Source organism: Clostridium sp. UBA2485, from assembly GCF_002341865.1.
In the GTDB taxonomy this organism is placed as follows: Bacteria; Bacillota; Clostridia; order Clostridiales; family Clostridiaceae; genus Clostridium_J.
This window is the reverse complement of the sequence record NZ_DDOV01000055.1, coordinates 23,664-44,820: the sequence shown is the minus strand read 5'-3', so window position 1 is coordinate 44,820 and position 21,157 is coordinate 23,664. Positions and strand designations below refer to the sequence as shown.

At 28.2% G+C, this 21,157-nt stretch carries 13 protein-coding genes; 2 read left to right on the top strand and 11 right to left on the bottom strand.

What is annotated here, in order from left to right:
* Nucleotides 1–125: 125 nt before the first annotated feature.
* The 6 genes from B3603_RS11540 to B3603_RS11515 all read right to left on the bottom strand — a co-directional run bounded on the left by B3603_RS11540 (nucleotide 126) and on the right by B3603_RS11515 (nucleotide 12,321).
* Entirely contained in the window at nucleotides 126–1,940 is a 1,815-nt protein-coding gene (locus tag B3603_RS11540) for an ABC transporter ATP-binding protein (protein ID WP_291564840.1), read from the bottom strand.
* A complete protein-coding gene (locus B3603_RS11535) occupies nucleotides 1,937–3,727 on the bottom strand; it encodes an ABC transporter ATP-binding protein (protein ID WP_291564838.1) in 1,791 nt (596 codons plus the stop codon). The genes B3603_RS11540 and B3603_RS11535 overlap by 4 nt, the downstream gene beginning before the upstream one ends.
* A 582-nt stretch (nucleotides 3,728–4,309) precedes the next feature.
* Nucleotides 4,310–5,254 (bottom strand): class I SAM-dependent methyltransferase, encoded by a 945-nt coding sequence (locus B3603_RS11530; RefSeq protein WP_291564836.1) that lies wholly within the window; start codon nucleotides 5,252–5,254, stop codon nucleotides 4,310–4,312.
* Between the two features lie 1,199 nt (nucleotides 5,255–6,453).
* Entirely contained in the window at nucleotides 6,454–7,473 is a 1,020-nt protein-coding gene (locus tag B3603_RS11525) for a DUF4435 domain-containing protein (RefSeq protein WP_291564834.1), read from the bottom strand.
* Nucleotides 7,473–8,882 (bottom strand): AAA family ATPase, encoded by a 1,410-nt coding sequence (locus tag B3603_RS11520; RefSeq protein WP_291564832.1) that lies wholly within the window; start codon nucleotides 8,880–8,882, stop codon nucleotides 7,473–7,475. The genes B3603_RS11525 and B3603_RS11520 overlap by 1 nt, the downstream gene beginning before the upstream one ends.
* A gap of 763 nt (nucleotides 8,883–9,645) precedes the next feature.
* Nucleotides 9,646–12,321, bottom strand: coding sequence for a cation-translocating P-type ATPase (locus tag B3603_RS11515; RefSeq protein ID WP_291564831.1), 2,676 nt, complete (start codon nucleotides 12,319–12,321; stop codon nucleotides 9,646–9,648).
* Between the two features lie 216 nt (nucleotides 12,322–12,537).
* Between B3603_RS11515 and B3603_RS11510 the strand changes: the two genes are divergently transcribed.
* Nucleotides 12,538–13,122, top strand: coding sequence for a TetR/AcrR family transcriptional regulator (locus tag B3603_RS11510; protein WP_291564829.1), 585 nt, complete (start codon nucleotides 12,538–12,540; stop codon nucleotides 13,120–13,122).
* A gap of 691 nt (nucleotides 13,123–13,813) precedes the next feature.
* The gene (locus B3603_RS11505) at nucleotides 13,814–15,553 is read left to right on the top strand and encodes a phosphoenolpyruvate carboxykinase (RefSeq protein ID WP_291564827.1); all 1,740 of its coding nucleotides are present in this window, start codon (nucleotides 13,814–13,816) and stop codon (nucleotides 15,551–15,553) included.
* 441 nt (nucleotides 15,554–15,994) lie between these two features.
* Here B3603_RS11505 and B3603_RS11500 read toward each other — a convergent pair whose 3' ends face one another.
* The 5 genes from B3603_RS11500 to B3603_RS11480 all read right to left on the bottom strand — a co-directional run bounded on the left by B3603_RS11500 (nucleotide 15,995) and on the right by B3603_RS11480 (nucleotide 21,036).
* Nucleotides 15,995–16,690: a response regulator transcription factor gene (locus B3603_RS11500; RefSeq protein ID WP_291564826.1), complete on the bottom strand. Its 696-nt coding sequence runs from the start codon at nucleotides 16,688–16,690 to the stop codon at nucleotides 15,995–15,997.
* A gap of 34 nt (nucleotides 16,691–16,724) precedes the next feature.
* Nucleotides 16,725–18,161 (bottom strand): HAMP domain-containing sensor histidine kinase, encoded by a 1,437-nt coding sequence (locus tag B3603_RS11495; protein ID WP_291564824.1) that lies wholly within the window; start codon nucleotides 18,159–18,161, stop codon nucleotides 16,725–16,727.
* Between the two features lie 9 nt (nucleotides 18,162–18,170).
* On the bottom strand, nucleotides 18,171–18,923 hold the full coding sequence (locus B3603_RS11490) for an ABC transporter permease (protein ID WP_291564822.1): 753 nt from the start codon (nucleotides 18,921–18,923) through the stop codon (nucleotides 18,171–18,173).
* Complete coding sequence (locus tag B3603_RS11485; protein WP_291564821.1) at nucleotides 18,910–19,635, bottom strand: ABC transporter ATP-binding protein; 726 nt, start codon at nucleotides 19,633–19,635, stop codon at nucleotides 18,910–18,912. Before B3603_RS11485 ends, B3603_RS11490 begins: the two co-directional genes overlap by 14 nt.
* A gap of 141 nt (nucleotides 19,636–19,776) precedes the next feature.
* The gene (locus tag B3603_RS11480; RefSeq protein ID WP_291564818.1) at nucleotides 19,777–21,036 is read right to left on the bottom strand and encodes a hypothetical protein; all 1,260 of its coding nucleotides are present in this window, start codon (nucleotides 21,034–21,036) and stop codon (nucleotides 19,777–19,779) included.
* Nucleotides 21,037–21,157 lie beyond the last annotated feature (121 nt).

Sequence of the window (21,157 nt, the reverse complement as noted above, 5' to 3'; positions counted from 1 at the left end):
GTAGCAGCATTAACTAAGAAATAAATTAACTGTTAATTGTTATTACTAAAATGAAGCCTGGACAAAAGATAATATAAACCCTACTTTTGTCCAAGCCTCATTTTTTATTCTAACTTTCTTATAAATTAAATATATGTTTCTGCTACAACTTTTTCCTCAGCATACCATTTACTTTGAGCTTCATACATTTGTGCATATTTACCTCTCTTCTCTATTAAATCTTCATGATTTCCTATTTCAGCTATTTTTCCATCATCCATAACTATTATTCTATTAGCTATTTTTGCTGAACCTAATCTATGAGTAACAATAATAGAAGTTTTTCCTTCTGACATTTCAGCAAACTTCTTATATATTTTAGTTTCTTCAACAGGGTCTATAGCTGCTGTAGGTTCATCTAGAACTATCATATTATGCTCACGATAAAATCCTCTTGCTATAGATATTCTCTGCCATTGCCCACCAGATAAATCTACTCCGTCAAATTCACGTGAGAGCATAGTTTCATATTCATTAGGGAACTTTTCCTCATCAATAATTAAATCTGATTTCGATACTGCTGTTTCTAAATCTGCTTTAAGTTTTTTATTTCCTTTTTCCTCCATAGAGCTTATGGTTATATTCTCCTTAAGAGTAATCTTATATCTTTGATATTTTTGAAATACTCCTGATATTCCGCTATATAAAAACTGGGGTGATATTTTAGAGGTATCTATTCCTCCAATTTTCACATCACCTTCTGTAGGTAAATATATCCCTGTCATAAGTTTAACTAAAGTGGTTTTTCCTGCCCCATTTTCTCCAACAATAGCAATAGTTTCTCCAGCTTTTACTTGCAAAGATATATCAGATNNTCCTGGATAAGCAAAAGATACATTATTAATAGATATATTTGGTGTCCCTTTAATTTCTATGTCTTCTCCACCTCTTTCAGGAATTTCAAGAAATCTTACAAAGTTTCTTACAGTACCTAGATTTCTAGTCATCTCACCTATATGACGACATATTATTTCTTCCATTATATTAAACATGCTGCCTATAGATGAAAATATTGCACCAAAAGCTCCTACTGTTATTTCACCTTTAAGTAATGCATCAAATAATAAGTAAAGAACTCCCATATACCCTAAAATAGTTATTATCTTCATACTTAACTCCATAAGTGCAGAATTTCTTTCCGCTTTCCATATTTTACTGTTCAAAAGTCTTAATGAAGATATATAAAGATTTTTAAAGTAATCAAAAACTCCTAAAAGCCTGGTTTCCTTATAATATTCTCTATCTATCATGCATCTTTCATAATATTCATATTCCCTTCTTATTGGAGCAGAGTCATCTGCTAGCTTTCCAAAAATTTTAACTCTTATAAATTGAGTTAAAGCTACTGGTACAAATATTAATATTAAAGATACAATTAAAATAGGCTTTAGTTTGTAAAGATATACTCCCATAAAAATAAAATAAGGAAGATAGAAAGTAAAGATAGTTGAAGCTAACAAAATTAAGTAAATACTGTTGAGCATTCCTTCATCAGCTTTACTTATATCGTCTAAGAATCTAGGATTTTCAAAATCCACAGGATATATTTTCCCAAATTTTTCATTTAGCTTTTTACCCATTTGACCATATATTTTTTTACTAAGATTGTCTCCCATAAAATTATGAATTCCATTTAATACTTGAGACCCTATTACAGTTAAACCTAAAGCAATTGCCATTAATATTACTTTAGAACCATCTCCTCCAATTGATATTCCTTTTGTAACTGAATCAAAAAATTTTTGAGTCATAAAGGTTATAGCTCCAATAGAAGTTCCATGCATAATCCCCATTAAACTATATAATAAAAAATATATAGGTGAAGCTGTTAAAATTATTGGAAGAATTCTTCTAATTATCTTAAAAACTGATATATCTTTATTCTCATTTTCCTTTATCATAGATACCAACTCCTTTGGCTTTCATACATATCTGCATAAGTGCCGTTAATCTCCATAAGCTCATCGTGAGAACCTTTTTTTAATATAGTCCCATTTTCTATAACAAAAATCTCATTAGCAAGTTTCGTTGACCCAAGTCTATGACTTATGAAAATTGTAGTCCCGCCTCTACTTATTTCTTCAAATTTCTCATATATATTACTTTCACTTATTGGATCTAAAGCTGCTGTAGGCTCGTCTAATATTCTTAATGGTGCATCACTTATAATAGACCTTGCCATACCTATACGTTGCCATTGTCCTCCAGAAACATCTAATCCATCACTTTTTATTTTACCTAAATAAGAGTTTAAGCCATTCGGAAGTTTCTCTATAACATCTGTTAAATCTATAATATCTACTATCTTATTTATATCTTCATCACTAAGATCCTTGTCCATTTTTCTGATATGCCCTAAAGCAATATTGTCCCTTAAAGTTATAAAATATTTTGCAAAATCTTGATATACTACAGAACATAAAGATTTTAATTTACTATGACTATATTCTTTAATATTTATTCCATTTATTAAGATTTCTCCTTCAAATTCTTCATATAATCCAGTGATAAGCTTAGTAATAGTAGTTTTTCCTGACCCATTAGCTCCAACAAAAGCATAATGCCTTCCTTCTTCTATATTAAAAGAAATGTTTTTCAAAATATGATTATTGGTGCCTGGATATTTAAAAGATACATTTTTAAACTCCAATGACTTTAATTTTATTTCATTTTCATCGGGCTTATCAATTGCACCTTCTCTTTCTTCTAAATTAACAAAATCTGTTAAATCCTTTAGGCGCTCTTTATTAGTGGCTAGTTCTTGTGCATAATATGCAAGCTGCCAAGACATCATTTGAACTAAAGAAAAAACCCCATTAACAACAGATATAAACATTCCTATAGTTAGCAGACCTTGTTTTACTGGATTTATAAGAACTATTACTATTAATATAGATATAAGTGCAGTAATTATGCTTCCCATTTTCATCCTTATATACCATTTTACGTTGGTTTTATACTCAATTTTTCTTCCGTGCTCATACTCCTGCCACCATCTTTTATTCATTTCATCTGTATAACTAAATAGTGCTCTTTCATCAACAGCATCTCTTCCAGTGATAACCTCTTTAAGATATTCATATTTTCTTTTATACTTTGATACTTCCCTATTTACCTCATAGTTTGCCTTGCCGCTTTTTAATGCCAGCGCAAATAGTGGTATGGATACTGCTAATATAATTACAGCTGACCACCAAACTTGAGTAATCAGCACAAGTAGTATTCCTAATATTCTGATAATAAGTGCCGCCATATCTAACAGAGCTTTATATGCATTTGCATATTGTACTTCTGGATCCTTTGCAACTCTCGATATCAAGTCCCAAGTATCCTTATTTTCAATGTGCTTATACTTTAGCTTGGCTCTTTTTTCTGTAATAAAAACTCTAAATTTTTCTCTGAGTTTTATCTCTAGCTTTACCTCAACTAGTTTTATAAGCTGTGATGAAATCCAGTTATAAGCAATAAATATTATCACTAAAGTTAATGGTAAGAAAATTTCATTGTAATCAGCCTTTCCACTAACTATTGCCATAGCCACATCTAAAAACTTAGCTGTTGCTATTACCTGCAGGGTTGGCACCAATCCTTGCAGAATTTTTTGAAACATTATAACTAAAGCGTACCTAAAATCACAGTTGAAAGGAATTTTTATTATATCCCCTATAGTATACTTCTCTTTCTCCACCTCTCTAATCCCCCTTTATTAGCATAAAATTCTATAAAGTTTCATTTAATTTATAAACTTATTGTAACATAACATTGTTTCGCTATACAATATCTTATTTAAATTTTTTAGAACAAATAGTTGTCTTTTAATTTGCAGTTCATTTTGCTGTTTACATATAATATTCTCTTAAAACACTGTCTTTTCTTATGTTTCCATTTAACATTAAATTCTTTCATCATGCTCCAAATAATTACATTATATCATATATAATAACAACTGTTCCATAAAATTCAAACCTCATATTGCTTGACTATTCTCATATAATAATTAAATCTATTATATTTTTAAGTGACTATATTCCCCTTAGCATTGTGCACAATTGCCTTTCTAATAGCAATTTTAAAATTTATATTAGTGGAATATTAAACAATTTAATAATGCAATTCTAGTGACAGTTAACTTTACTTAAAAAATAGTACCTAGTATGTTTTATAAAACTCAATATTCAATTAGATAAAAAATTTGGTTAGAGCAATTCCCCTAACCAATATACTCATATTATATTTAATATTTTTAGCATGATAGTAATATTATCGAATTTTAAATATTACTATGAACCGCCCCCAACTTTTTATCCACAACTGCTAAAGCATAGTTTATATTTTCAAAAGCATGATAATAATCATCTCTTTCTTTAAAATATTTTTCTTCAATATCCTTTGGAGTAAGATGTTCATAAATCAATAATCCTGCTTTATCTAAATCACTTTCCAGTTCTAAATATTCATATCCTGTTTTCATAGGTTCACCAGCTACTTCAGCCATTTTCACCATTGCTTGGACACGACTTGTGGTTCTTTCACTATTGAAAATATCCTTATCTGGGTAATCAAATACCAATGAACTTCCTTTACAAGCAATACTAGAAATACTTTTAAACATATTAATTATTTCTTCTCTACTTAAATAATATGTGACTCCTAACCAACTAAAAAAGCTAAGACTATTTGAATCAAATCCTGAATCCAGCAATGCTTTTTTAAGACCATCCTTTGAAAAATCTACAGGAGCAAATTTAAGTGAAGGACTTATTTCCCAACCTAAGTCTTTAATTCTTTTTAATTTTAGTTCTTGAGTAGCAGGGTGGTCAACTTCAAAGACTTTTATTTTCTTTAATAATTCAGGTTTTCTAAATGCAAAAGTATCAAAACCTGCTCCAAGAATAACATATTGCTTTACACCCATTTTAATAGCATTTTCTAACATATCTTCTGTGTATCTACTTCTTGCTAAAGGTGTTGGTGATATTTGTGTTTGCACAATCCATTTAAGCATGGATTCTTCATTCTTATATATATTTTCATCTTCAGGATTAAAAAATTTAATTCCTTCTATCATGTTCTTAGAAATATTTTTAAACTCCTCATCTGTAATCATTTTTTCAGCTAAGTAATCATTAAATATTTTGGGCTCATCATTTAACGAATGATATGCTCGTCCAAATGCTGATACAATAGCCGTAAGGCTTGCTTTGTTAACCTCCATAAAATACACTCCTTTAAATTTAAAATATTTTTAAATAGCTATTGACAAATATATTGTTATATGATATAATGATATATTATGGTCTATTCATAAAAATATATCATTTAAAGCTAAAGTTGTCAATGTTCAAAATCTAAAATACAAAAGCTATGAAGTTTAGTTATCTTAACTCTGCTTCATAGCTTTTTTATATTCTATATTCAATTTCCTGCTAACTTGTTTCTCTACATAAATAAAAGGATAGTACCTATTATCGGCATAAGCTTCTATATAATTATGAACCATCTCCCAAATACAAAACAAAAGATTATGAAAACTAGTATAGGAAAGTACTTATTTAGGCTCCCACACGGATAAAGTCAGTGCACCAGAGTAGAAAAGAGCTATACTTTCACTATTTACTTAACAACGAAAAATATTATTATTTTAATGCTAGATGACATTATACCTTTCTAAACTGTGATAAGGAGCTTTTTCAGATAGTGTCTAAATTCTTAGAGAACAATAATAACTGTTCTGTATAATGAATTTTAGTATTAAAAACTTCACTTTATATTCCATTTTGTATTATAGCTATAAATTTGCTTTTATTTTACATATTAAATTTATCGTAAAGTGACATCATAGATATACTATTTTTACTATCGCATGAAATAGAAATCATTGATGCCCTTTTCTAACTATGAATTCTATATTAATTACTCTATTTTTCTTAGGACTTTTATTATTGTAAAAGTGATATAAGCTTATTTAAAATACAGTTATGAGCTGTTGCTTATATAAAAAAACCTTCTTCTCTAAATTAATAGTAAAGATTTTAGCGAATTTACGAAATTAGAAGAATGCTTAAAAATAGATAGCTATTTTGTAAATTATTGTCACTCATTCAGAAGACAAAATAATAAAGACACTAATAAGCTTCTAAGATAATGTGCATATAAAACTATAGATGTATTCTTATTTAGTATAATACAGTTATTTCTAATATATGTAGCTGATATGTCCATATATACTTCAATATCATTTATGTGCTATTTATTTTTAAAGCTATCTTCATCCTTAGTAAAGTTAAAAACTCACAAATCACTTAAATATATAAATTTTCATTATTTCTTTGTGGTATTATTATTCACTTCATATAGTATGTCCTAATAAATCACATATCCTAATTAAACATAAATAATACTACTGCACATATACTAGTTAGCAAGTACCATGGTTCGATTTCCACACGAAGATATAGATTGTCTATCACATTTTCTACGGTCTTTACATTCTCCGTATACTTTACATGTCCTAAGTAAAAATGATCTCAAAGAAGCTGTTTCAGGCAGCCTAGGAGCAAGTATACTCATTGCACTATTATAATTCAAATCACAAAGTCGTTTTGGCTCTTTACCATTATTATCATATAGCGAAGGTGCGAACTCTCGACCATGTTTAAAAACATACTGACAACATTCTATCATAAAATATAATGCCCATTTACCTCTAACATAATAATGTTCAGATTCAGTAACAAATCTATCAATAAAATAACTAATTTGAGGCATATCATCATCTGTAAGTTCTAATTTTGACATAATATAATTTTTAGTTGAAATATCTGAATATTCGTCTATTACAATATTGTCTTTTGACAAATCTATAAACCTTTTAGGCTTAATTTCTTTTGCAAGATGTTTATTCGTTTTCTTCAAACTTACAACAACACATGCCATAATAAATCTCATATTTTCATTAAAAATAGAAAGTCTATCAATAAAAAATTTTCTTATTTTATTAATCTCTATTTCAGTCGCATTAGCAAAACCAAATAAGTCTTCTAAACACTCAATAAAAACAGAATCATTAACAGCTTCATTTTCAAAAGAATAACCATCTGTTATATATATATTATCTGCAACTGTTTGTTTTTCTTCACACCAATATGTTACATCCCTATCTATGAAAAATAAGATTTGTTTATTGCAAAATCTATTCCAATCAAAATCATCGTGTAATCGTAATACCTTATTTCGTCCATCAACAAAAAAACGATATAAGCTGCAAGTGGATGGCAATTTACTTTTGACATGTCCAGAATAATAGCTTAAATCTTCATTACCCTCACAAAAAATAAAAGCTTGATCCTCGTGGCTTTTATATGCTAACAAAAACCTATGATAAGGTATGTTTATACCCTTAATTGCAACTTGATGTTTCTCTAACATATTCATTATAAATTCTCCTCTTGATTATTAAATGAGAACTCTTCTAATGCTCTAGTAAATTGTTCCATATTATTCGAGTATATAAATGGCGAATGTGTAACTGCAATTAAAGATTTACATGACCCCCCTTGAATAATATCTTCTAAAATACTTTCTTGCCAAGGTACGGAAAGAGATAATTCTGGTTCATCAATTAAAAGCATTATGTCTTCAATAGGAGATAAATATATATAATTAAATAAAGATACAATTTGTTTTTCACCCGATGATAGTTGTTCTAAATCTATAATTCGTCTCGTACCATTAAATCCATCTACTACTAGCTCATAAGTAAATTCACTTGATTTATACTCAAAATGCTTATTAACTAAATATTGATTACATGCCTCAAAATATCTCTCAATAGTTTCTTCTTTCTTCTTTAAAGCAATAAATCTTTGTACAAGCATATGATAAAAATAGTATACAATTTTATCATATTCCGATAGAGATTGAGTTTCTTTCATCATTTCTAAAAGTCTTTTTTTTATCTGTAAAATATCATGCTGTGGTAAGATATTTTCATTAATACTTCCAAAAACTTTATCAATAAATTTAGGATTTAAATTTTCACGTGTAAAAACAATATCTTTATTAAATGATTGCGTAATAATTCCTTTAAAACATTCAAGATTCAACTTAGATGCCGTGCTATTATACTCTTTTTGGATAGAATCAATTGTCATTGTAATAGATAAGTGAACATCATCCATACCGGTTTGAGATATTTCCATAATTCTTTTAGTTCTTTCATCGAATGACATCTTATTTCTATAATAAGATGGGGGCATTCTTTTATTTCCTAAAAACTCCTTTTCTTTTATATAACCAATTTTTCGTTCAATACGTCTATAAATTGGCATATAAATTATGCTGCAATTTAAAGAATTATTTATCCAATTTGATAAATATTTAATATTTTCGGGCAAAGCTTCTGTACGATTACGAAGTTCGTCAAGCGCTCTGGAATAGTAATATTCTGGGAAATCAAATTCAGAAATTATATCCATAATTTGATCTAATGTCATCTCTCGTCCACTATACTCAGACCTATCAAATATTTTTCTTCTTACTAGAGGTGGAAGTTCCCGTATCGCATCTTCATTCATACTAACTAAATAACTTTTACTATTTTCAATATCGCTCTTATATAAGCTTTTCACTTCATTATTTATCTCTATATCGATACTTTCAAAGTCTTCTTGAGATAACATTCCCCACCTACAAGCAAGTACTTCATACAGTATTCTTAGAATAGTTGTTTTTCCGCTTCCATTTTCACCGACAATTATCAATTTGTTATCATTAAATTTTAATTCATAGTTTTGTTCCCCCCACAATTTATGAATAACAAAACGATTTAATACACCGCTCACATTAACACATCCTCTCCGTTGAAAACATTATGTTTATTATACAATAGCATAAGACTTTTGTACATATTTTTACATATTATACAATGTATAGAGGCATACTCTAAGTGATGTTAGCAAACTATTGAAATTTTATTTCGACCCATTGTAAAATGAAGTTAGACTAAAATAATTCATAATTGATTATTCTATGTTATGATTTAATCACCAAATAAAATCTAAACGGAGGAATAATTACTATTTCTACAAAGTTGTAAATATGCCTTCCTAATTCCCCCAAATATTCTAACAAATTTTTCACTATTTAAAAAAACATATAAATTATTAACATTTTTTTAATTTAATTTATTATTTATCTATTTTATAAAACAAAGAAGACCATGAAGTTAGTTAGCTATAAAAGCTTTCTTCATGGTCTTTTGTATTTTATATTTAGTTTATTCTAATGCACTAATTGTATTGTTTCTCTCCATTATTTCAGTTAAGTAAATAGGTATTGCTGAGAACTATACTGAGCCCTTATACAATACGAATTGATAATTGATAATGTAGAATTATTGATACTTCTCTTTTATAGGAGAAGTTTTAAGTTTATTTATTTTTGAAGGGATGCAGTCACTTTTATTAAAGAATCTATTCAAAGGAATTAATTTGTAAAATTAATTTCAACTACAATCGTCAATTTTCCATTCTCAATTCTCCATTGATTAAGCTGTTCCCCAGAGGTGGGAAAATAGTTATTTTATGCTCTTATTAAAAGTTAAAGCTACTCTGAGTAATTTACAGAATTGAATTCTTTATATACTTCACCTTTATTTACAAAAGCTTTTACTGCTTCAACTATTATTAAAGGAGCTATAGATAATACTGTTACAAGCATCCAGTGATTCCAAGATAGAGGAACTACGCTAAACAGATTTGCTAGTGGTGGTATGAAGCAAATCATGAACATAATTGCCATAGATCCTGCAACTCCTTTTAAAACTGCCTTATTAGAGCTAAACTTAATTTTAAATATTGAGTATTTACTTCTACAATTAAATACATGAACTATTGATGAGAAAGCCATAACTAAGAAGCACATTGTGATACCAACATCTTTTGATGGTAGTATTGTATCTGAAATTTTTACGAAGTTTCCAATATAATAAGCTATTAAGGTTAATATAGCAAACATTACAGATTGTAGAATTATTTTAATTCCAACTTTATCTGCTAGTATACTTTTGTTTCTATCTATAGGTTTTCTAGTCATTATATCATTGTCAGCTTTTTCTTTGCTTAAACCAAATCCAGGAAGTGCATCAGCTACTACATTTATTAATAGTAATTGCATTGCTAAAATAGGTGAACCCCATCCTAATAAGAATGAAACGAATACTATAATAACCTCAGCCACATTACAGCTTAAAAAGAACTCTACAGTTTTTCTAATATTATCATAAATACTTCTTCCTTCTTTTACTGCATCTATTATAGTTGAAAAATTATCATCAGTTAAAATCATATCTGAAGCATCTTTAGCAACATCTGTACCTGTTATGCCCATTGCACATCCTATATCAGCAGCTTTTAATGCTGGAGCATCGTTAACACCATCACCAGTCATTACAACGACTTCACCATTATTTTGCCATGCCTTTACAATTCTTATTTTGTCCTCAGGACTTACTCTAGCATAAACTGAATATTTTCTAATTTCTTTTGAAAATTCATCATCACTTAGAGCGTTTAACATTTCACCAGTTATTGCTTCATTATCATTCTCTAATATCCCAAGTTCTTTGGCTATTGCCGTTGCAGTTAAGATGTGGTCTCCTGTTATCATAATAGTTTTTATTCCAGCCTCTTTAGCTTTTTCTATAGAAGCTTTCGCCTCTTCTCTAGGCGGATCAATCATTCCAATGAGACCTAATAAGGATAAGTCATTTTCTAAAACTTTATTAGTCAATTCCTTTGGTAACTCAGTATAAAATTTGCAAGCTATTGCAATTACCCTTAATGCAGATTTGGCAAATTTAGAATTTGTAGCTTTAGCATGTTCAAAATCTCCTTCTATACATCTTGGAATTAGTACATCGAAGGCACCTTTAACTATTACACAATAATTACCTTTATCACTTAGACTACTATTTCGGATATCATGAACTGTTGTCATTAATTTTCTTTCTGAATCAAAAGGTAGTTCATAAATCTTTGGAATTTCATTATCTAATTCATCTTTAAGAAGACCATTTTTTTGAAAGGCTGCAATTATAGCAGTTTCTGTAGGATCACCAAGATGTTTTTCTTCCCCATTTACTACATCTACTCTTCCATTACAGCATAATGTGCCGAACTTTAATATATTTAAAGTTTCTTTGGTTATAGGATTTGTTGTGTTTACAATTTCATCTCCATGATGCCATACACTTTTTACTGTCATTTTATTTTGAGTTAATGTTCCTGTTTTGTCAGAACAAATTATTGATGCACTTCCTAAAGTTTCAACTGCAGGTAATCTACGTATAATAGCATGTTTTTTTACCATTTTAGTTACACCAAAGGATAAGGATATGGTTACAACACCTGTTAGTGATTCTGGTATAGCTGCTACAGCTAAGGAAACAGCAGAAATAAACATTTCTAATGGAGTCTCTCCTTGATATAATCCAATGAAGAACAAGATGGTGCAAGCGATAATTGCGCTAATAGTAATGGTTTTGCCTAGATGTGAAAATTTTTCTTGTAAGGGAGTGTTTTTAGTTTTTTCATTATTTAAAAGAGATGCTACTTTACCCATTTCAGTATTCATACCTGTTTCGGTAACAAGCGCTTTACCTCTTCCATAGGTAACAGTACACCCTGAATATACCATATTTAATCTGTCTCCAATAGGAGCCTTTTCTTTTACTATAACAGTAGCACTTTTTTCTACTGGTATACTTTCTCCAGTTAAAGGTGATTCCTCAACTTTTAAGTTAGCACTTTCAATAATTCGTGCATCAGCAGGTATAGAATCACCAGCTTCAAGTGTAATAATATCACCTGGAACTATAAATTCTGATTTTATTTCAATTATATTGCCATTTCTAATAACTTTAGAATAGTGAGCATTCATGTCTTTTAGAGAATTAAGAGCTGCTTCAGCACTATTTTCTTGTATAGCACCTAATAGAGCATTAATTAATACTATTATTAGGATTAAAGCACCTTCTATATAGCTACCATCGCCTTTTGAAGCTAGGAAAAATGACAGTGCTGATGCAAAAATTAGCATTATTATCATAAAATCTTTTAATTGCAAAATAAATCTTTTTGCAAAACTCATAGGCTTTTTTTCTACGAATTTATTATATCCATATTTTTCTTCAGCGATTTTTATTTGATTATCATCTAATCCTCTTTCTGGATTAGTATTAAAGTTTTTATAAATTTTATTTACGTCTTTTGTATAATTCATAAGAAACTCTCCTTTCTTTTGTAGTTTGGGAGTAGTTTTCTACCGGTAAAAATAGTTTTATTGATAAAAAATCTAGATTTTTATATACTATATATAACTTGTTAAATAAATTTAACTTTTTTAACATTTTTGATATTTTTAATAGTATTATAATTAATTATTCTGTTCAACCTACAAAATTTAAAATCTGTAAAAAATTTTACAAGGAGGTGAAAAATGTACAATTATTTTGATAAACTTAACAATGTGAAGATAACCAAATCCCACCTTAGATTACATAAAGCTCTAATTGCTTTAGTGGAAGAAAAAGAATTAGATAAGATTACTGTAAATGATCTTTGCAATAAAGCCATGGTAAGTAGAGCAACTTTTTATAATCATTTTGAAGATAAGTATCATCTTTTATGCTTTAGCATATATTACATGAAAAAAGAAATAATAGCTTCGGAGCAGTTAATCTCTGACTTTAGTAAAGGTGAAGCCATACATGTAATCTTATCTTATATCGATAAAAACAGAAATTTTTTCAAAGGTCTTCTTTCATCACAGGATGCTAGATTAATGCTAGGTACATTGCATGAGCTCACTGAACCACAATATTTACTGATGTTAAATGCTTGCGAAAAAAAGGGAAATAAATTTATTGTTAGTACAGATTTTTTATCAGAATTTTTTTCTGGTGCTTTCATTTCAATTGTAGTTAGATGGCTTAAGGATGATAATCCTAAAACTATAGACGAGTTAACTTTTGAAATCGACAAGGTTACTGATTTACATTTATACTTTGACAAGTCTAATTAACCTATCAATGTAGGCATATCTAAATTCTTTATATTTTATTAACATTTATATCTAAAGTTATTAAAAATATAGCCTTATCTTTATTTTTTTCATTTTCAACTAAAGAACCCTATAAGATAGAGTTTTTAGTTCTATTTTATAGGGTTTATCTTATTATTACCTCTCTTATAATAACAATATAATGTCCTAAGACGTTCATTTCTATCAACTAATACATAAGCAATTAAAATACCTACCTCCGAATTTGTCTAAGTCCTATCTCACTTACCTTCACTTCTACTTTATATAAATCAGATGAAATTTCTTTTATAGATTGTTAAATAAACAAAAATACCCCATACTATAGTATTTGAATCCATTATAGAACTTAAAGAAATGTCTTTAATAAAAAATATCCTAGGAAATATAATAAATTATGTTCTATTTTAAAATTAGTATAGACTTTAAACTTTATTTAAAATTATAAAATTGCCTAAAAGATTATAAGTAACATAAATATAAAAAAGCTATACATAAAGATGGCATCTATATGGAAATATACATAACAAGAAATAATTTAACATTTTATATAATTTTTCATAAAATGAATGGTAGCCACTGTACAAATTTCAATTTCGTATGTTATAATGATACTCAGTTAGTTAAACTGCAAGAAATGTCAAATTTATATTGCATATTTGGAGGTAGCAGAATGAAAAAAGAATTTTCTCTAAGCACAGGAAAAGTTATGATAAATTTTACAGCAAAATATTGTGATACTGCTGAAGCATTGTTTAGTAGTTACGGCTTTAGAAGAATTTTATCAGCCTATATGGAAAAAATAAAAAGAAAAGAAACTAACGTATATAAGTATATATACAGTACTATGAATGTAGATGATAATGATATATTGTTAGAAGATATTATTAATGTATTTAAATTGCTTATGGTTTTAAATGCAGAAGAAGTAAAAAAGATGGAAGATAAATATGAAAAGCTGTTAGAAAACAAAGATAAGTTTATTTTATTGATAGAAGATTTATATAATTTTTGGAGAAAACTTGAAAGATATACTATAGTTCAAAATAGTAAAATTGGAGATGGACTCCAAAATGTTAGTTTTATAGATGCAAATAATAATTTTTCTAATCTTATATTAAAGACTTATAGAAAAATTGAAGAAAATGTTTTAGGTGAAAAACCAAGGATATATAGACAATTACCTGCTGGAGGTAATGCAGGTTTAATATTAAATAATTCTAATTGGAATATGCCAAATAGTTATAAAATTCTAAAAGATATCCCATTTATAGAGTCTATATTATTAGATCCACCTTTTATAACTTATCCTAAAAAGAATACACGAGATGGTATGTTTGAAGAAACTTTTGAAAATCCATTAAAAAGTTGTAGAATAAATTTAGACCACTGGTTTTGCTATCCTGCAAAAGTAGGAACACTTTTAGCCTATATATACTTTCATAGAGATTTTATGGCTCATGGAGTAACTCTATGTAATCTGTTTGAAATTGCTACAGAAGAAGAGTGTAGAGATAAAAAGCCAGATATAGTATATGTTTTTGGTGCAAGAGATGAAAATAAAGAAATACAAATAGTTTTCTATGATGATAAAGAAAATGATATTATGTTAGGATATATAAACTATAATGAAGCCATAGATTACTTTGGTTATATGAAGAAAATGACATTGACTCTTCATAATTTAATAATGATAAAAAGAGGATATTTACCAATACACGGTGCTATGGTTAATATAGTAACTAAAAATAATAAAACTGCTAATGTAATAATAATGGGAGATAGTGGTGCAGGAAAATCTGAAAGTTTAGAGGCATTTAGAGAGCTAAGTGAAGATTATATAAGTGATATGACTATAATATTTGATGACATGGGCGTAGTTAAATTAAACAAAGATGAAAAACCAGTAGGATCAGGAACGGAAATAGGAGCCTTTGTAAGATTAGATGATTTAGATACCGGATATGCTTTTAAACAAATAGATAGAAGTATTTTTATGAATCCAGATAAGGTAAATGCTAGGTTAGTTATACCTGTAGCAAGCTATAAAGAAATTACTACAGAATATCCAATAGACTTGTTCTTATATGCTAATAACTATGAGTCAGAAGGAGAAAATCTAGAATTCTTTAAAGATATAAATGAAGCTTTAGATACCTTTAGAGATGGAGCAAGAATGGCTAAAGGAACTACTACAGAAAAAGGATTAGTAAAAACTTACTTTGCAAATCCATTTGGGCCAGCACAAAAGATGGAAGACACAGAAAAGTTATTAGTAGAATATTTCAATAAATTCTACCAATCAGGAGTTAAAGTAGGACAATTAAGAACTAGATTAGGTATAATTGGTATGGAAAAAGACGGTCCTAAAAAAGCAGCTATAAGCTTATTAGAAGAAATAAAAAATATATAGTTTATTAAAGTAACTAATAAAAAAAGTTGTTATTTAAAAATTTAAGTGACAACTTTTTTATTCTATAGAAAATTATAAAAAGTCAAATCTGTGGATAACTTTAGATAATGGAGAATTGACAATGGACAATTGACAATTAAGGTTGAAATTATTTTTAGAAAAAATAATTTATTTAATTGTTTTTTTGACTAGTAATGGAATTGCTAGTTGTTGTAGGTGTGAACAGTATTCACCAGTTTTTTTTGAGTCGATACTATAATTTAATACTAATACAATAAATATGTGGCGAACACTATTCGCCGCTACAGAGTCAATTATAAATTTCTCAGTGATAACTGAGAAATATCCACAATTGTCCATTATCAATCGTCAATTCTCAATTGTTGAATGTGAATTGTGAATTAGAAAAACGAGTTAAATGAACTCATTTTTTTATAATGTTTATACCCTAACTCTATATCCAACTCCCCACAGCGTTTCAATATATTGTGGTTCTGATGGATTGGACTCAATCTTTTCTCGTATTTTTCTAATATGTACTGTAACCGTAGCATTGTCTCCAAGAGAATCAAGACCCCAAATTCTTTCGAAGAGTTCATCTTTTCCAAATACCCTGTTAGGATTTTCAGCCATATACAATAATAATTCAAATTCCTTTTGAGCTAAATTAACTTCTTTTCCATTTATAAATACCTGTCTTGAATCTTTAAGTATTTCAAGACCTCTTATTATAATACTATTATTATTTATCTTATTGCTAAATTTATTTCTCATTCTCTCGTAATTTTGAATATGAGATTTAACTCTAGCAACTAATTCTCCTGGACTAAAAGGTTTAGTTATATAATCATCTGCTCCTAGTGTTAGACCCTTTATTTTATCAATTTCTTCTTTTTTAGCAGAAACCATTAAAACTGGCATATCTTTGTTTTCTTGAATAATTCTTAATATATCAAAACCATCAATTTTAGGAAGCATAACATCCAAAATTATTAAATCATAACTATTTTCTTTTATTGTATTTAAACCACTTACTCCATCAGTACAAATATCCACTTCAAATCCAGATATCTCTAAATAATCCTTTTGAAGTTCAGCAATACTCAAATCATCTTCTACTATTAATATTTTTTTCATATACTTGAAACCTCCAAATATTAATCTTATTATTTTATATTATCTTTCCTAGAGATATCAATATACTTGTCCCTTTGTCACCGTGACTAATTGCCCATATTCTTCCTTTATGACCTTCCACAATTTGTTTTGCTATAGCAAGTCCTAATCCACTTCCACTTGCTTCACTTCTTGCAGAATCTGCTCTATAAAATCTATAAAAAATTTTGCTGACATCCTCATTATCTATTCCAGCACCGTTATCTCTTATCTCTATTATAATACTTGAACTTGTTTCTCTAAGATTTACATTTATTTCACCTTGCTGTTTATCCATATATTTACGTGAATTTTCTATAATATTTAAAATAACTCTTCTCATTCTTTCTCTATCCATCATAACATATCTTGAAGAATCAAAATCGTTATTTAATTGTATTTTTATATTATGCTTTATAAGTTCAGGTTCACTTTCATATATACAGAAATCCAAATACTCAACAATATCTACTTTTTCAAAATTAAATGGAAGCTGCTTTAAATCTAGCTTTGAATATAAAAGTAAATCATCAATCATATGATCTACATGTTCTGCCTTTGAATAAATAGTTTTTAAATATTTTTCTCTTTTTTCAGATGTATTTGCTACACCATCTAAGATTCCCTCTACATAGCCTTTTATTGATGTTATTGGAGTCTTTAAATCATGAGAAATGCTAGATACAAGCAGCTTACGATTATCATCATACTTAATCTTCATAACTACAGAATCTTTAAGCTGCACTCTCATGGCTTCAAAACCACGACACAATTCCCTTATCTCATCATCACCGTCTTCGATAATTTCATAATTTAAATTTCCTTTGCTAATTTCGTTAGTGGCTTCTTTTAAAAAATTAATAGGTTTTACTATCCTCTCAGAAAAAAGATAAGACATAATTATGTTGATTATTATAAAAGATATTATATAAACTACAATAGCAATAATTATAAGTTTATTTAATATATTTATTTCTTCTCCTATTGGAGCTAATAATATTATATTTTTATTAGATTCCTCTTCTAAATTCAATTCTATAAACTCGAGTAAATAATGAACATTATTAATTACAGCTTTTTTGTTTATTACCTTTTCTTCTAGTAATTCTTTGATTTTTTCTATATCAAATTTACTGATGTCTTTAGGTGCTGATACAACTTTATTATCTTTAAGAATTATAAATTTACCATCTAAATCTGAAAGTTCACCTAATAATTTTTCTTGAAATTTAGTATCCTCAACATTTTCAATATTTTGCTTTATTATATTATTTCTAATGTCTACAAGCTTAGTTCTTATGACCATTCCATCCTTAAGTTCATTATAATCATGCTGTTTATAAAAAATCTTTGAAGAAACAGATAAGAAACTAAAAACAGTTATAATAGTTATAATCAGTGGAATTATAGCTGTTATAGTATTAGATATTATTAATCGTTTTTTTATACCCATTTACTCACCTTAAAAATCTTTTTTATCAAATAAATAATATCCCAGTGTAAAAAGTAGTATTCCATAACTGCTCATCATCATAAGCTGACGGAAAATCTTTAAAAATGGGAAATTACTCATTATCCATAAATTATACCACTTAAACATTGATGTGAAAAATAGTCCTGAGTATTGTGAAAAGATGATTTCCGCTATTTTAAAAACAATAAAAACAAACACTGATAAGAAAAACACCCCTGTTCCATTTTCTATTATATTAGTAAAGACTACAATTAACAGTACTAAAACTGCCATTGGCAATACAGTAACTATATAAGATACAAGTATTCTAATTATTCCTTGCATCGTAAAAGAGCTTGAATTAAAAATTATTCCTACAATAGTTGAAAATATCATTACAAATAAGAGATTAACTAATACAAAAAACATTATAGCCACCATTTTAGCTGTAAAAAATTTTAGCCTTGTAATTGGTCTTGTGATGGCTATTTTCATAGTGTTTTGAGAAAATTCCCCTGAAAAACTATCTATAGTAACAAGGGCAGTAAAAAGCGGTAATATAGTATTAACTATTATAGAAAGTACTAATATTGGGAACTCCATACTAGAAGTACCTCTTAAACCAAATCCACTTCTTAAGCCAATAATAGTAAGTTGTCCCATTACAATGAAAATTAATGATATTATTGCTGCAACTAAAATTTTTTTCTTTTTATATAGCTTTTCCATTTCATTGATTACAGCAGCTTTAAATTCTACCATTTCGTTCCACCTCGCTTATAAAGTAGTTTTCTAGATTAGCGTAATTATTTAATATATTTCTAGTAGTATCCACATTAAGCATTTTACCGTTATAAAGTACCCCTATCTTATTGCATGTAAGCTCAACATCATGAATAAGATGACTTGATATAAAAAATGTTGTCTTTTCTTCTTCTGAAAGTTTTTTTATAAGATTTCTTATATCAATCATTCCTTCAACATCTAGTCCATTTAAAGGCTCATCCAAAATGACAACTTCAGGTCTAGATAGTATTGCTGCTGCAATTCCAAGCCTTTGTTTCATTCCAAGAGAAAATCTTTTTGTCTTTTCATCTTTGAACTTTCTAATTCCTGTAAGTTCTAAAACTTCATCAATTCTCTTATCATCCACATCTTTATAATATCTTGAAAATTGTTTAAGATTTTCATAAGCAGTGAGATATTTATAGGATTCAGCTATTTCAATAATACATCCCACTTTTTCCATAGATTTTTCAAATTCTTCCAATACACTATATCCTAAAATTTTCACATCACCGCTGTCTGGCTTTATAAGTCCTGTCATAATCTTCATAGCAGTAGTTTTACCCGCTCCATTAGGCCCTAAAAATCCAAAGATATCCCCCCTATTTATCTCAAGGTTGATATCAGTTATTCCCCTGCCATTTTTATAAACTTTATTTAAGTTATTTATTTCAATAACCTTCTCCAACTTTAGTCCCCCTTTAAAATTGTCATAAATTTTTATTTAGACAATAGTGGAGAGTTGAAAATTTATTGAAAATAATATAATTCTCAACTCTCAATTTTTTACACCTAAACTTAAATATAAATTATTAATTAAAACTGTTTACTATTCAAATACTCTATTAAGTTCACCACCATGCCAACGGCCATCACCTATTGGCATTCCAAGATAAAATCCAGCTTTTCCCACATAGAGAGTTATACTACCTTTATCGGAAGATCCTTCAATATCAAGTTCAGCATTGTAATATTCATATTCTCCATATTCTCCATATTTACCATCAAAACTAATATCTGATTTCACTGCCTTGTAATCCTTATATCCTTCTGCGTATCCTTCTACATATTCCTCATGATATGTTCCACCAATAGATTTATCGTCAGAATGTGTAATATTTACAATTCTTTCTCCAATCTTTTGGAACTTACCATCTTTTTCTATAATAATATCAGTCTTGTACTTACCTAAATACATCTCAGGTGTTTCTAACTTATACCCATTATTGGATACTATACTCTTTTCTACTTCTTTTCCAGATAAATCTGGTTTACTCACAATAGTAGAGTTAACATTAGACACCTTAACAAGTAATTCAACAGTTAAATTATGTTCTTTTCCTTGTTCATCTTTACCATAAATAGTTGCTGTGCCCATAAGATTTTGAATTAATCCATTTTTATCTACAACCATTTTACCATCAATTTCTTTTACATATGCATCTTTAGTGATTACAGGCATAATTTGTTCTTCTCCAGAACCTGGACTAAATACAGATCTGCTCTTTATCATATAAGATGTGACTGCATTTATTAAAGCAGGTATTTGTGCATCTTTTATAGAACCAGACAATTCTTTATTTCCCTCTGCTTTTTCATTTACTACAACATAATCCTTTAAATTTCCTACAATTGCATCTGCAATCTTTTCAATATCTCCTGCTTCTTCCATTTTAAAAGGATTATCAAAAACTGTTTTATCAATTGGACTTTCATATTCACTTATATAGTAAGTACTCTTATCATCATTAGCACTAATTCTAACATTCTCATCACTATAAGAATAATATTCTGTTTTTTTATTTCCTCTAATCTCAGTATTATAGTTTTCTTCTGCTTTATTGGTTACATCCGCTTTATTAACTGCACTATCAGATATGATAATCTTGCCATTATCTTTTATGTTCATAGACATATCAATAGTATAATTTGAAAGCCTATCTGAAAAACTTTCTGCTGAATATTTCAACGCATCTTTCATTTGATCATACCCACTCTTAGATGATATTTCCGCCATAGCAGTTGTTGCAAACATTAAAATACCTAAAGTAAAGCTTGTAATCATAGCAGTCTTCTTTTTAATTTTCACTTTAACCCTCTCCTTTATACAAAATTAGAAAAGCTTTCCTCTTATTCATTTTAAATGTAGCATCTATAGTTTTTCTAAATTAATTCTAAAGAAATTCTAAACTTTTAAGATGCATACTATA